Raw genomic sequence first — 13,967 nt, forward strand, 5'->3', positions numbered from 1 at the left:
GCTACTATAGCACCACTAGTATCAAAATGGTAGAGTGTGTAAGATCCCCGACTTCTCAAAGAAGTCGGGGATCTTAGGACCTACGGGGGACACCTGTACTACAAAACTTTGCACTGTCCGTAATGCTGCAATAGGCGATCGCACAGCACAATTGCCACCATTGCTTCCACCATAGGTACAGCACGAGGTAACACACACGGATCGTGGCGTCCTTTTCCTGCTAAAACTGTCTCTTCTCCTTCATTGGTTACCGTTTTTTGTTCTTTTCTAATAGTTGCTGTCGGCTTAAAAGCAACACGCAAAATAATATTCTCACCGTTGGAAATTCCTCCCTGAATTCCCCCAGAACGGTTTGTGGTGGTGCGAATTTCACCGCTTTCATCAATATAAAATTCGTCGTTATGCTCAAAACCCGTTAACAACGTTCCTGCAAAACCAGAACCAATTTCAAACCCTTTGCTAGCAGGAAGGGACATCACAGCTTTCGCAAGCTCGGCTTCCAACTTATCAAAAACTGGATCGCCCAAGCCTTTGGGGACATTTCGCGCCACGCATTCCACAACTCCACCGATAGAATCTCCTTGTCTACCAGTTTGCTCGATCAGTTCAATCATCCGGTCTGCACACTCAGCATCAGGACAACGAACAATGTTGCTCTCAACTTGTTCTAAGGTAACAGTGTTTGGGTCGATCGCGCCTTCTAAATCTTTGATGCGCTTGACGTAACCTATCACTTCCACGTTAGCGACTTGACGCAGAATTTTTTTCGCGATCGCACCTGCAGCGACGCGTCCAATCGTTTCTCGTGCTGAGGATCTACCTCCACCTTGCCAATTGCGGATGCCATATTTTGCATCATAAGTTGCATCAGCGTGAGACGGGCGATACTTAACAGCCATCTCATCGTAATCTTGAGAGCGGGTATCTTTGTTACGCACCAAAATTCCTATTGGCGTTCCCAGAGTTTTACCCTCAAACACTCCAGACAGAATTTCACAAGAGTCAGCTTCCTTGCGAGGAGTTGTAATCTTACTTTGTCCGGGACGCCGCCTGTCTAGTTCTACTTGAATTTCCTCTGTAGAAATTTCCAGTCGTGGAGGACAACCATCTATAACGACTCCCACACCGCCTCCGTGGGATTCACCAAAAGTCGTTACGCGAAACAAATGCCCAAAAGTATTGCCCATGATGTTGATAATGTACCATCAAGCCTATGGTTTTTACCTACACGTATTCTCTCACTACCAACAAAGAATTGCCACGATCGCCATCTATCTATTTCTTTGACTTTTTTTGCGAATTGTTGTAATTTTAGATTTTGGAGATCTCCGTGCTTGAGATAGCAAGTGGTGAGTCCAGTCCTGTAGGCTGGTTTCCCGCGCCCTAACTCTGAATGATACAAAGATATATCGAAAATCAAGCAAAAAATTATTCACGATCGCTTATAGCGTACCAGTCAGTTGTATGGATGTAATTGCCTTGACTAGTATTGCTAAGGCGAGCGAGCGAAATGGGTCATGAGAGAGAAAAAACAGATTGTTTCATGAATTAACTAATGGTATTCCAGTACAAAAAGTTTTAATATTTCAATTTTTATTCTCCTGCTTGTTTTTTAAGAAACTGAATTAAATCATCAGATAGCCATAAACCAGCATCTTGTATGGCTTGAATGGGTTCTGAAATCTCTGGAATTAAACCTTTTTGCTTTGCTAGGATTAAGCATTCCTAGAGTGCCCATAAATGGAATATTTAAGGTTTTAGCTACCCGTCTGGCAGCAGCATCATCAATAATTGCCCTATAACTGAGATTTTCTAGAGCAAAGTTTAGAACTTCAGATTCTCCGCGATCTAATCCCCAAGCTAGAATTAAAGATGAGATACTGGGGGAAGGAATTTGCTTTGCCCAAGATGCATTCGGTAATTGTTGTGATGCTATATCAGTTTTTCCTATTTTAACGATTTCATCCCAAACCCCTGATGGAATAATGATTTCAGTAAATACTTGTGGTAGCAAGTAGGCAAGTTGACTTTTAAATAAGACAATTAAGGGAGAAGTATTGATAACAACTTTATTCATCGAAAGAAGCAATTTCTTCAGCTAATTCTTGAGAAGTATATTGAAAAGGAGAAACCTTATAGAAAAGGAGAATATTTATAAAATCCGCTCTATTTAAACCAGCAATTTCTGCTGCTTTTCCTTGAGAAATTTCTCCAAGTTCATACCATTTGACAGCAGCAGCTATTCTCATTTGTTGAGCAAATTCATTGGGATCTTTTCTGAGAGCAGAAAAAACGCTGTCTGGAAATTCCATAGATACAGTTTTCATACTAATATAATATTGCCTGTTACTAAAAACTTTTGCTCTATTATATCATCAAATAGAATATCAAATAAAGCTTCTCCTAGCAATCTTGACTGGTTATAGTCATTGAAATGTTGATCGCGAATCATTTGGAGGAGTTTTTACACTCGGTCAAAGAGAATTCGCTGTTCGCGACAAGTGCGATCGTAAGTTGCATCTAAATCAATAGGTAAGCAAAACCCACCACGCAACCAAAGCGGTAAAGTTGGTAGCGAATCACCAATATTAAAACTTTCGTACCAAATATCCAAGCTTGATTCCTCAGAACGTTCCACAACTCTGTAAGCAACCGCATACAAGGTTGAGTTACGAGAAGAAATTGTACTATCACTTGAATTTTGAGGAGAGAGCGGACGTAATTGAGTTATCAATGCATCATGTAAATTGGCATTTCTGGTAGTAACCACATCGATCGCTACAAGTCCAACACCTTGTTGAAGGTAAGTTTGACATTTTGCAACGAATGCTTTCTGATGGCTCGATCAATCTTTATTAGCTGGACTTACAAGCTCAATTGCTCCTGCTAAAATTGGACTTGCTTCAGTGTTAAATGAAAAGCTGATAATACTATAGCATTTCCTAATCTACTGAGTACAAATTTATCCGCGTCCATCTGCGTTCATCTGCGGTTAATTACTTCTTTTTGTACCTCACGGAAGAATGTTGCTCTCAACTTGTTCTAAACTAACAGTGTTTGGCTCATAGGCGATTACAAATTTCAAAGGGATGGGAATTATTATTAGAGTGGAACGTAGTATATATTACGTGCGATCGCAAATTAAAATTTTTGTTTGACGTGCCAGGGTTATGCCCATAAATTTAGCTAAGTGCTAACTCAAAAAAATAGGTCGGAACTTTTCAGTATGAATGAGAGCTTGACTCAAAAAATTCGGAATGATTTTGATCGCATTGCTCTGCACGATCAACAGGGGTGGGATCATAACAATCACTATCACCGTTTTCTACTTAAACAATTACCAAACCGTTGTCAAACTGTTCTTGATGTCGGTTGTGGAACAGGTGAGTTTTCACGTCTTCTGGCTAACCGTGCCGATCAAGTTATTGCTATCGACTTATCTCCAAACATGATCGAGGTTGCCAAGGAGCGTTCAAGCCAGTTTTCAAATATTGATTTTCAAGTTGCTGATGTTTTGAAGTGCCAGTTTCCAGCCGAAAAGTTTGATGCTATTGTGGCGATCGCCACACTTCACCATTTGCCAGTCGAAAGCTTGCTGCCTAATCTGAAAGCTGCCTTAAAACCTAGTGGTAGGTTGGTGATTTTGGATTTACTAGAACAGTCGAATCTGCTAGATAAGTTGAGCGATTTTGTCGCTGTTCCCCTCAACTGGCTATTTCAGATGCTTCTGAATAGGCATATTCAACAATCACCCGAAGCAGCAGCAGCGATGAGAGAGCATCTTCGCACAGACAAGTACTTTACCCTTTCACAAGCACGGCAAATTTACACACACTCAATGAGGGGAGCGAAAGTTAGAAAACACTTGTTTTGGCGATATTCAGTAATTTGGGAGAAGTCGGCGGCGGCATAATCGGGATAAGAAGAATCCTTACGAATCTCCCTCTCAGAGAGCCTTCGTAACAAGTTAAAATAACATTGCTTTTGTCAATTAGAAATTATGCTGAAAAGTGAGTAAAAAAATCGAATGATAATTAGAAAATTAACCAAACATGATGCAGAAGATTATAGGAATATCAGATTAGAAGCTTTATATAACAATCCAGATTCATTTGGCACAATGTATCATGAAGAAGCAATTAAGACGATAGATAAATTTAGGGATAGAATATCAGTAGATAACAATAACTTTATATTGGGCTGCTCTGAGGATAAAGAGTTAATTGGAATAGTCGCATTTCATCAAGAAGAAAGAATAAAAGTAAGGCATAAAGCATATATTCGTAGTATGTTTGTTAAACAAGAATATCGAGGAAAAGGTATAGGTAAATTACTACTGAATGAATTAATTGAAAGAGCAAAGGCTATTAATGAGATAGAAATATTATTACTTGATGTTGTTACAAATAATATATCAGCAAAACAACTTTATTTATCATTTGGCTTTAAAATATATGGAATAGAGAAAATGGCGTATAAATTTAGTAATCAATATTTTGATATGGAATCTATGTCTTTACAGATTAAATAAGAAGAAGGGACTTTCAAGCGAACACGATCTGGCACTTCGTTCCAATGGACAAAGAGGCTCCGCCTCGAAAATGGCATTACCAGGCGGAGCCTGGGAACGAGAGATGGCTACTGAATTTTGGCTCTAATCCAAAATCTACCGACCGACACCTATATATTGGAAGCCAGCTTGGGTTGAATACTTAATGTTTTGTCTCATTTCTTGTCACAACTTAGATTTACCCCTTTGCAACCAAACTGTTTGAAGGTACTTGCAGAGCAAGCTTCAAAATCGTTTGTTCAATATACCAGAGTTCATGGATGTCTGATTCATATTGACATTATCGACCACCAGGTTTGGATTCAACGAGATGGAACTGAAGACGGTATTGCTAACGATCTAATTGCTGCTGGAGTTCCCACAAAAGATATTGTTATTGGTTTCCATCCTCCTGAACTCCGACCTTATACTAAATATGCTATCGCTATGTAAGGAGGTAGCAATTTACAGCTATTTTCAGGTAAATAGACCACAGTCGTAGAGGCGCAATGCCTTGCGCCCTTACAAGTGGTGTGGTTCATTTAGGTGAAAACTGCTGTAATTGCAAGACTTAACGAGCAAACGCTAGCGTATGTTACCTTTCTAATTGCTTTTAAATATAACAATATCTATAGTGAATCTCTGAAAATGACGAATATGGCTTTACTCTTCTATTAACGCTAAACCAAAATAATTTATGAGAAATCATAAAGAGGCGTTTCTAGTGAGAGGTTGTTTTAAGATGGAGAAGTATTACCTTATTGAGCGCCAATCTGGTGAGAGCAGATAGTCTAGTAGGGCATAATTACTAAAACCCGGATGAGTGTTTTTCTTCAAAGCCTCTTTCTGTAAAGCTTTAACAAGAAATAAAGATTCGGCTTTTAAAGATTATGGTCTACTAGGCAAGTAGAGCAGTTTTAACACTTGCGTAAAAAAGACCTCCTCAAGCAGTAATCCTACTAGAAGCCAATTGCTGAGGGGGTCTAAGATGAATGTGCCAAAGCAGCCAGAGGTGAAAGGTTATTGGCAACCGGGGCATCAGCTATATCACGCTAAATACACCATCGAAAAAGATTTAGGATGTGGGGGATTTGGCATCACTTACCTAGAGCGCCGGTCCACTAATATACGTTGACAAAAACGATATTATGAGTGTAATGGGAAAACGCTGATTTTGGACTAAATATTTGGGTTCGGTTTTTAGCGATTCTCCTTCTCCTGTCGGAGACGCTGCGCGAACGCATTAAAACATAACGCCAAAATCGCCGATTTTAATAACCCCCATATTTTGCGTTTTACGTCAAGCACTTCTACTGGACCGGCGCTCTAGCTAGAGACAAAAAATCTCAGCAGGTAGTTATTAAAACTTTGAATAAGAATGGAATGAAGGTGAGTGCGATCGCGTAACTGGGGACGCGTGGGAATTGGTAGTACATTGTAGTATATAAGAGATTGATCGTCTCATCTGAGAATCCTTCGTCATCTAACACTCCGATTGCTCCAGTAGGGAATATCTATTCTGCTATCTTCCCTCTGCATGGAGTTTTACGCAAAAGACATGGGTTTTTACAAAACTTTACATAATTCCACTTTCTCATGCTTGAGCATAATTTAAGGGACTTCCAAATAAAAAAATAATCAACTTTCTCTTGTGGTACGGGCTTCTAGCCCGTCACCAACACAGAACGGGCGCTGCTCTCCGTCCCACAAGATGGATAATTTATTTCTTGGACATCCTTAAGAAGAACGCCAATTCTCGATTTGCAAATTTGGTACTCTTTGAAATTCTCTCTCGTTGGATGTTACCAGAATATGATTATGAGTTAGTGCTGTTGCTGCAATCAGTACATCATATGCACCGATAGGAGTACCTGCTGTTTTCAGAATGCTTCTAATCTGAGCAGCTTGTTCGGCTTCTGACGCAGCAAAAGATAATATTGTAATTGAACTTAAGAAAGCTTCGATCGCCGATTGAATTTTAAGAGCCTTTTGGGGATTAATTGCTAATCCATATTTCACTTCCATTAGTGTTAAGGATGAAATAAAAATATCAGCAGGAGAAGTAGATTTTAATCGCTTAAGAGTGTTTTCTTCTCCCTTAATAAAATCACTAATTACGCAAGTATCTAGTAAATAACTCATCCTTAAAATTCGACTTCGTTAGGTGATAGCAGTTCATCTCGATAGGACTCAAAAATTATAGTCTCTGCTACACCTTGATACTGCATAATAATTTCCGACCAATGGATTGGTTTTGTTTCTAAGAAAGTTACAAAAACGCGGCTTTCACTAATGCCTTGTGGTATTTCAGTAAGTTCAATTTTGCCGTTTTTGTAAATTCCTTCTATAGTTTGCAGCATGATTGTTTTCCTCCTAGCTAAATTATAGTTGCTTTTTCTAAAGAATCATTGACAATTGCCTGATTCTTTGCAAAATATAGGTGATAGCTCATATGTATTAGGATAAAATAAAGGAAAAAAATTTTGTTGTTGTCATGAGTAAAAGGACTCAACTGCTCGAAGCAATTGTAGCCCTGCCAGAGGAGCTAGTTGACCAGGCTTTGACCTATGTGCAGATGTTGCAAAATCCGATTCAGATTACACCGGGAGTTTGCTCCGGGCAGGCGCGGATTCGGAATACGCGAATTCCGGTATTGACTTTGGTAGCATATCGTCAACAGGGTGCGCCGGACGAGGAATTATTGGCAAACTATCCTGGCTTGACTGCTGCCGATCTGGATGCGGCTTGGGATTATTATGAGCAAAATCGCGAGCAGATTGATCGAGAGATTGCCCAAGATGAGTCAATCTCCATAGTAAAATGAGGAAGTAATTTGGATTTTCGATTCCCTCCCCTTATAAACTACGGTGTACACAGAAGTCCTAAAATCCTTGCCTGGTAAGATAAAAGCCTTAGTAGGTAAGGTTTTGAGTTCAGCCTGCTGATTCTCAATAGTGCCAGCTTAATGATAGAGGTTAAACGGAAAATCAAGGATTTCAAAAAATCATTTTCCGTTCTTTTCCGTCCATTTGATTCCTAACTCGACTTGTGTGTACACCGTAGCCCCTTATAAAGGGGAGGGCTAGGGTGAAGTAAAACTAAAGCTAGAACATCAGTTTGTTAACCATTTTGAACTTGTTTATACCTAGATCTTGGCTCTAATCCAAAATCCAAAATCTAAAATCCAAAATCCAAAATCCAAGCATCTACCGACCAACACCAATATATTGGAACCCAGCCCGAATCATTGTTTCGGGATCGAGATAGTTACGACCATCAATCATCACTGGATGACTCATCAGTTGAGCCATTTTGGCGTAATCTAAGTTCTTGAATTGTTCCCATTCAGTAACCAACACCAATGCATCACAACCATCAGCCAGTCTTTCCGCATCAGTTTCCACCAACACGCCAGTCAAACCATGACGCATACCTGTTTGGGAAACAATGGGGTCATATGCTTTAACTTTTGCTCCCAAGCGGTTCAACTGCTCAATAATATTGAGGGCGGGCGCATCACGCATATCATCTGTATCCGGCTTAAAGGTTAAACCCAATAATCCAACAGATTTACCCTTGAGGATTTTCAGGGCTTGCTGCAGTTTTTCAATTGCAATTAAACGCTGACGTTCGTTAACGCTCACAGCTGCTTTCATTAACTGAGCTTCATAACCGTAGTCATCAGCAGTATGAATGAGCGCTGCAACGTCTTTGGGGAAACAAGAACCACCCCAACCAATACCAGCATTCAAGAATTTGTTACCGATACGGGAGTCTAAACCGATACCCTTAGCCACTTGAGTCACGTCAGCACCAACGCGATCGCAAATGTTAGCAACTTCGTTAATAAAACTAATCTTGGTTGCTAAGAAAGCGTTAGCGGCATATTTAATCATTTCTGCCGAACTCAAATCTGTTGCCAATACTGGTACTGGAGGTAGAGATTGATTTTCAGCAAACTTACGCTCAACAATGGGAGCATAGAGTTGCTTCATCAAAGCGATCGCTCTAGCACTGTTGCCTCCCAACACAATACGGTCTGGATTAAAAGTATCATAGACTGCCGAACCTTCCCGTAGAAATTCTGGGTTACTAACGACATCAAACTCAGCTGTAATCTCAGGTAATTTCTCTAATTCTGAAGCCCCACCTGCAGTCACAAGTGTTTTTTGACGTTCGGCAATGCCATCCAAAACAATCATCCGCACCCAGTCTCCAGAACCAATAGGCACTGTGGACTTGTTAACAATGACCTTATAACCACCATCTAAGTGAGCACCAATACCACGAGCAACAGCTTCAACGTAGCGAGTATCGCTCTCACCAGTTGGTAGAGGTGGTGTTCCGACTGCAATAAACAGAATTTCCCCGTGAGCAACGCCCGCAGCCAAATCTGTTGTAAATTCAATTTTTTCTGCATTAATCGCAGATTGCATAATTTCTGATAGTCCAGGCTCAAATATTGGTGATTGCCCGGACTTCATGATTTTAACTTTTTCTTCGTTATTGTCTACACAAATAACATCATGACCAATGTGAGCTAAGCACGCACCTGTCACCAAACCAACGTAACCAGTACCTATAACACAAACACGCATTCGTTCTATTCCTCGTTTTATGGGATGGTTGTTTGAAAAAACTTTCAGTAAGAGCAAAGAGCTATAGTTTATAGTTCCCAAAGCCAAGAGTATTCTGACTATTGGCTATTAACCATTTTTGATCCGCTCGCGAAAATCTTCTATAGTCAGTTTTAAACCCTCTTGCAAAGGAACGCTAGGTTCCCAATTTAACCAAGTTTTTGCTCTTGTAATATCAGGGCGGCGACGACGTGGATCGTCTGAAGGTAATGGCTCAAACTGAATTTCTGCGTCAGGATTAACCAGGTTTTGCACTGCTTGTGCTAACTGTAAAATTGTATACTCATCAGGATTTCCTAAATTTACCGGACCGACGTATTCGTTATTCATCAGACGCATTAGACCGTCTACCAAGTCGGATACATAGCAAAAACTGCGGGTTTGCGAACCCTCTCCATAAACAGTCAGAGGAGTACCCCGCAACGCTTGAACCACAAAGTTGCTAACTACCCGACCGTCGTTTTCCAGCATTCGAGGTCCGTAGGTGTTAAATATTCTTGCCACTCGGACATCAACTTTACTTTGTCTGTAATAATCAAAAGTCAGAGTTTCAGCAATGCGCTTTCCTTCGTCATAGCAAGAGCGAATTCCAATAGGATTCACGTTACCCCAGTACTCTTCATTTTGGGGATGAACGTTTGGATCGCCGTATACTTCACTCGTTGAAGCTAACAAAAATCTTGCTTTAACGCGCTTAGCCAATCCCAGCATATTCAACGTACCCATGACGTTAGTTTTCACTGTTTTTACGGGATTGTACTGGTAATGTACTGGGGAAGCAGGACAAGCCAGATGGTAGATTTGATCGACTTCCAATCTAATTGGCTCGGTAATATCATGACGGATCATCTCAAAATATGGGTGATCCAGCCACTTTAAAATGTTGCGTTTGTGTCCTGTATAAAAATTGTCTAAGCAAATGACTTCATGTCCATCGGTTATTAGCCGATCGATGAGATGGGAGCCAATAAATCCAGCACCGCCCGTTACCAAAATTCTCATAGTTTCCCAGTTACTAACAAATGTTTGCTTTCTTCGCTTGCGCTTGTACTTAGATTACCCAGGCTTTAAACAAAAATACAGCAGAATAAATATATTTTGTTAGAGATTTACGGATAGATTTAGCTAGTTACCCCTGGATTTTGCTTTGCAATCTTGGTACTCACGATTCTTCACAAATCATAAAAAAAATAACAGACATTCTCTGCCTGTTGTTAGTTTTCAACTGAGACTTTACGAAATCTTTAAGAAAATTAAGTTTTTTAACAATCATCTAGAGCGCTGGTGCAGTAGTCAAAAAAGGGGCAAAAAACCCGGTTTCTCTCCCTTGCAAAGCTTGATATCTCGTAGGCTCAACTTAAAGAAACCGGATTTTTGGTATTACTGTACGGGCGCTCTAGTAACCAATTATGGTGAGAACGTACCAAATCAGGAATTTTGTGTTTTTAATTTTTCCTTAGCGTACAATTTTCCTTTGTCGGCACAGTCCCACCATAACCAGAGTTGCGCCATCCTCAGAAAACAGCGAAGCAAGGCAGATAGCGAAGTGGTTTTCGTTACCCTCCTTTAAACGAACTTAGAGAGATGATTCTCATAATCTTCCCTCAATCAACATGGAAGCACCATAGCGATACCTGGATACACATTTTATTTGGTGTTTGGATGGTTAGGTAACCGTGTAATGCTGACTCCAAGTGCGATCCACCCATATAACTCACACCTACAACCAAGGTATTGCCTATTGAGGTTGTGTTTTTTGAAGATGTTAGGTTTCCTTGCGTCAACCCAACCTACGGAACAATCATGGCTATAGGTATTAAGTTATATTTCGCTTACAACATCTAATACGTAGGTGATTGTGTGGTTTCGTACATTTATACGTACTTGGCAATTTCCATTATTTAATGTATTCGACGTAAAGCGCGTACTTGCGCTTTCATACTTTATGTAGTATTTATGTAGTATTAGTATTGAAGCTATGTAAAATACACGGCGGAAAGTCGAAATGGCAATCTTACCCTCGACAGGTTTTAAAAGTTGGATGATACTGGATAACAACTATCTACCCATCCAACCCATCACCTGAAGCTCTATTGGGAGTTTCTAGATGATCGAGGTTGCTTAGTGGACTGAGGTAAAATTTGGAGATTTACAAAGATTTGTAGCATGGTTAAGAAGACCTGTTGGTGCAGTAGAGTTGATCGCGCTTCAACAACCAAAGCGCTCTCAGAAAACAGTTAATACGATTTTGTCAGCAGTCTACGTTTTTTATGAGTATCAGATGTGTCTCGGAAACGTAGTAGAACTGCAGATTTACAAATACGTAAAAGACCACCGTACTTATAAGCCATTTCTACATGGGATTGGTAAGAGTAAACAAAGCGCGAAAAGCTAGATTGAAACTAAAATCTGGGAAAGAAAACATTAAAACTCTGACTCCAGAACAAGTACAGCAAGTAACTACTAGGGCTTTCTTACTTAAAAAATACTTTAATATTTACGTTGTAGACAGCGTCTATAACGTAAAACTTCCCGTAGGCAAGAGTTTCAGCCATTTCAACAGGTGAGAGTACATATAAATGCGCGAACCCACAATTGAGTTCTTAGCTCAAGGGAGTAAAGTAATGAATATTAGTATCTCTCAGCAGTGAGGAGAAGTTCTACTCATGGTCTCAAATGCAGAGCCGCCTCGTTCTGAAAATAGCGATCAAACTTGGGAATATTTACCCGCCACTTCCCACGATGTAGATCAAATTGCCTTTAGTCCTGATGGAAAAATATTAGCCAGCTACTATGGTAGATCGGTTGAAAGTGTCAAACTGTGGGATGTTGCGAGTGGAAAACAACTTTATGCTGCTAAGTGGGTAGACCTTCAAGACCTTGCTGGGGGGAACGAAGGGCTTGATTTTATGAATTACCAACCCTTATTTTTTAGCCCAAACGGCAAAGCGTTAACCTGGAAGGGCTTTGTTTGGGATTTGGCATTGGGCAAAGTAGTTAACGTAAAAGCACTAAAGTCACCTTTTAAACGTTTCCAGTGGCACAATGTTGCTGTTAGTCCAGATTTGCAAATAGCAGTCTCAACCGATCATGATGCCGGCATCATAAAGCTTTGGGAAACATCAACTGGAACGGAAATTTATACTTTCTTCCTTGAGAACAAAGTAAGGGATATTTATGTCAACCAGTTTAGCCCGGATGGCAAAATCTTTGCTAGCTTGATCTGGTTCTGGGATTATGGTGATGTTAGTCCTAACAGACGTGGCGAAGAGACAATAAAGTTATGGGAGGTCGAAACGGGGACAGAGCTTTGTAGTATTCCACTGCCAGGTGTAACAGGAGAAACTAAGTACCGTGGTACCCTTGCTTTTAGCTCAGATGGTCGTATTTTAGCAAGTAATTGTGGCGATACTTGGAGAAGAGTTATTGTTTTGTCAGAGACAGCTACGGGTAAAGAAATTTGCAGGTTTCAAGGATTCAGAAGGAAAAACTTCGCAGGTTTAGACAAAATTGTATCCCTTGCTTTCAGCCCTGACGATCAATTTTTAGCCAGTGGTGACTCAACTGGCACAATAACGCTATGGCAGATAAAAAAGGGATGGTTACAACCACTAACAGCTAAAAAAATTCAGACTTTTATCGATAATGCTTTCAATGAGCCTGTCAAAACCCTTGCGTTTAGTCCTGATAGGCAAACTTTGGCAAGTGGACTTGGCGACAATAATGGTGGAATTCTCCTATGGGATGTGAAAAGTGGGAAAAAACTTAAAACGTTTCCTGGTCATCCAGTATCAGATCGTAGAGTCTGCTCCTCTGGTCTCGTGGATCGTGACCAAATAGCTGTTAGTCCTGACGGAAAGATGATTGCCAGTATTGATGACTCCAATGACATGATTAAACTCTGGAACATACAAAGTGGCTCTTTCCTCCGTTACCTCAAATATGAATCTCATAGATTTGCAGTTTGGAGAAGAGTTGTCATCATTGGAAAACTTGCTTTTAGTCAAGATGGCAAGTTTTTAGTTGGTGTTCATGACAGTTGTGGTCCTCATATTACCCCATCAAAAATTGTTATATGGGAAGTTGCGACAGGTAGGGAAATTCAATCGATACAGTATAATGTTCAAGCAAATTGGGGTTCAAGAACTGTCAATCAATATGGGGATCTATTAGCAGTTATTGAAAGATCTAGGAAGTTGCAGATTAAAGTTTTGCAAGTTCGTACTGGTCAAATTATTTGTACGCTGACTGGTAACTTAAGTGATGACTACGGATACCCAAACCAAATTATCTTCAGTCCAGACAAGCGCCTCGTAGCTACTCGCTATAGTATGTCTAAGTTTGCAATCTGGAATATTGCAACTGGCAGGTTGATTCGTACTATCAATACTGAAGACCTTGAAGGCGATACCGACTCTGAAGATCCCGATCCAGTACTGTTTAGCCCAGATGGCAAAATTTTAGCGATCGCAGGAATCGAAAACATCACTTTATGGCAAGTTAGTTCTGGAGAACAAATACGCACTATTAATCGTTACCATAATGGTTGGGGAAGTTGCTTAGCTTTTAGCCCCAACGGACAAACTCTGGCGTTTACTGAGAACACCGGGTATAGTGGATATGCTATCAAACTTTGGGATCTGAAAACTGGCAGCGAGATTTATCTCTCCAAAAACCCCTTAAATAGGGTTATTTCGCTTAATTTCAGTGGAAATGGACAAGTTTTAGTGAGTAGTTACGGAGATGGCACGATCGTGGTGTGGCAGCAAAAGTAAAGTACC

The 13,967-nt window shown here is 40.3% G+C and carries 13 protein-coding genes; 5 read left to right on the forward strand and 8 right to left on the reverse strand.

All coding sequences use genetic code 11. The features are described from left to right. Nucleotides 1-98: 98 nt before the first annotated feature. The 4 genes from aroC to WA1_RS30305 form a co-directional block, all read right to left on the reverse strand. Nucleotides 99-1,187, reverse strand: coding sequence for a chorismate synthase (gene aroC, locus WA1_RS30290; protein ID WP_017740565.1), 1,089 nt, complete (start codon nucleotides 1,185-1,187; stop codon nucleotides 99-101). 446 nt (nucleotides 1,188-1,633) lie between these two features. Beyond that, entirely contained in the window at nucleotides 1,634-2,077 is a 444-nt protein-coding gene (locus tag WA1_RS62105) for a PIN domain-containing protein (protein WP_272819259.1), read from the reverse strand. Then, nucleotides 2,070-2,327 (reverse strand): UPF0175 family protein, encoded by a 258-nt coding sequence (locus WA1_RS30300; protein WP_017740564.1) that lies wholly within the window; start codon nucleotides 2,325-2,327, stop codon nucleotides 2,070-2,072. The genes WA1_RS62105 and WA1_RS30300 overlap by 8 nt, the downstream gene beginning before the upstream one ends. A gap of 137 nt (nucleotides 2,328-2,464) precedes the next feature. Further along, entirely contained in the window at nucleotides 2,465-2,770 is a 306-nt protein-coding gene (locus WA1_RS30305; RefSeq protein ID WP_017740562.1) for a hypothetical protein, read from the reverse strand. A gap of 456 nt (nucleotides 2,771-3,226) precedes the next feature. Here WA1_RS30305 and WA1_RS30310 point away from each other — a divergent pair, with 456 nt between their 5' ends. The 3 genes from WA1_RS30310 (at nucleotide 3,227) to WA1_RS60415 (ending at nucleotide 5,002) form a co-directional block, all read left to right on the forward strand. Then, on the forward strand, nucleotides 3,227-3,913 hold the full coding sequence (locus WA1_RS30310) for a class I SAM-dependent methyltransferase (RefSeq protein WP_017740561.1): 687 nt from the start codon (nucleotides 3,227-3,229) through the stop codon (nucleotides 3,911-3,913). A gap of 114 nt (nucleotides 3,914-4,027) precedes the next feature. Next, complete coding sequence (locus tag WA1_RS30315; RefSeq protein WP_017740560.1) at nucleotides 4,028-4,531, forward strand: GNAT family N-acetyltransferase; 504 nt, start codon at nucleotides 4,028-4,030, stop codon at nucleotides 4,529-4,531. 225 nt (nucleotides 4,532-4,756) lie between these two features. After that, nucleotides 4,757-5,002, forward strand: coding sequence for an element excision factor XisI family protein (locus tag WA1_RS60415; RefSeq protein ID WP_336389815.1), 246 nt, complete (start codon nucleotides 4,757-4,759; stop codon nucleotides 5,000-5,002). 1,284 nt (nucleotides 5,003-6,286) lie between these two features. Here the strand turns inward: WA1_RS60415 and WA1_RS30325 are convergent. Both WA1_RS30325 and WA1_RS30330 read right to left on the reverse strand, forming a co-directional pair. Next, nucleotides 6,287-6,691, reverse strand: coding sequence for a type II toxin-antitoxin system VapC family toxin (locus WA1_RS30325; RefSeq protein WP_017740558.1), 405 nt, complete (start codon nucleotides 6,689-6,691; stop codon nucleotides 6,287-6,289). A 2-nt stretch (nucleotides 6,692-6,693) separates the two neighbouring features. Further along, nucleotides 6,694-6,909: a hypothetical protein gene (locus tag WA1_RS30330; protein WP_017740557.1), complete on the reverse strand. Its 216-nt coding sequence runs from the start codon at nucleotides 6,907-6,909 to the stop codon at nucleotides 6,694-6,696. 134 nt (nucleotides 6,910-7,043) lie between these two features. Between WA1_RS30330 and WA1_RS30335 the strand changes: the two genes are divergently transcribed. Beyond that, nucleotides 7,044-7,373, forward strand: a complete 330-nt coding sequence (locus tag WA1_RS30335) for a DUF433 domain-containing protein (RefSeq protein ID WP_017740556.1) — start codon at nucleotides 7,044-7,046, stop codon at nucleotides 7,371-7,373. 382 nt (nucleotides 7,374-7,755) lie between these two features. Here the strand turns inward: WA1_RS30335 and WA1_RS30340 are convergent, their stop codons facing one another. Both WA1_RS30340 and WA1_RS30345 read right to left on the reverse strand, forming a co-directional pair. After that, entirely contained in the window at nucleotides 7,756-9,147 is a 1,392-nt protein-coding gene (locus tag WA1_RS30340; protein WP_017740555.1) for a UDP-glucose dehydrogenase family protein, read from the reverse strand. Between the two features lie 108 nt (nucleotides 9,148-9,255). Then, a complete protein-coding gene (locus tag WA1_RS30345; RefSeq protein WP_017740554.1) occupies nucleotides 9,256-10,188 on the reverse strand; it encodes a UDP-glucuronic acid decarboxylase family protein in 933 nt (310 codons plus the stop codon). Nucleotides 10,189-11,852: 1,664 nt separating this feature from the next. On the opposite strand from WA1_RS30345, the gene WA1_RS30355 reads away from it, so the two are divergent. Further along, complete coding sequence (locus tag WA1_RS30355) at nucleotides 11,853-13,961, forward strand: WD40 repeat domain-containing protein (protein WP_017740552.1); 2,109 nt, start codon at nucleotides 11,853-11,855, stop codon at nucleotides 13,959-13,961. Nucleotides 13,962-13,967: the final 6 nt, after the last annotated feature.

The sequence above is a fragment of the Scytonema hofmannii PCC 7110 genome, from assembly GCF_000346485.2.
Classification (GTDB): domain Bacteria; phylum Cyanobacteriota; class Cyanobacteriia; order Cyanobacteriales; family Nostocaceae; genus Scytonema; species Scytonema hofmannii.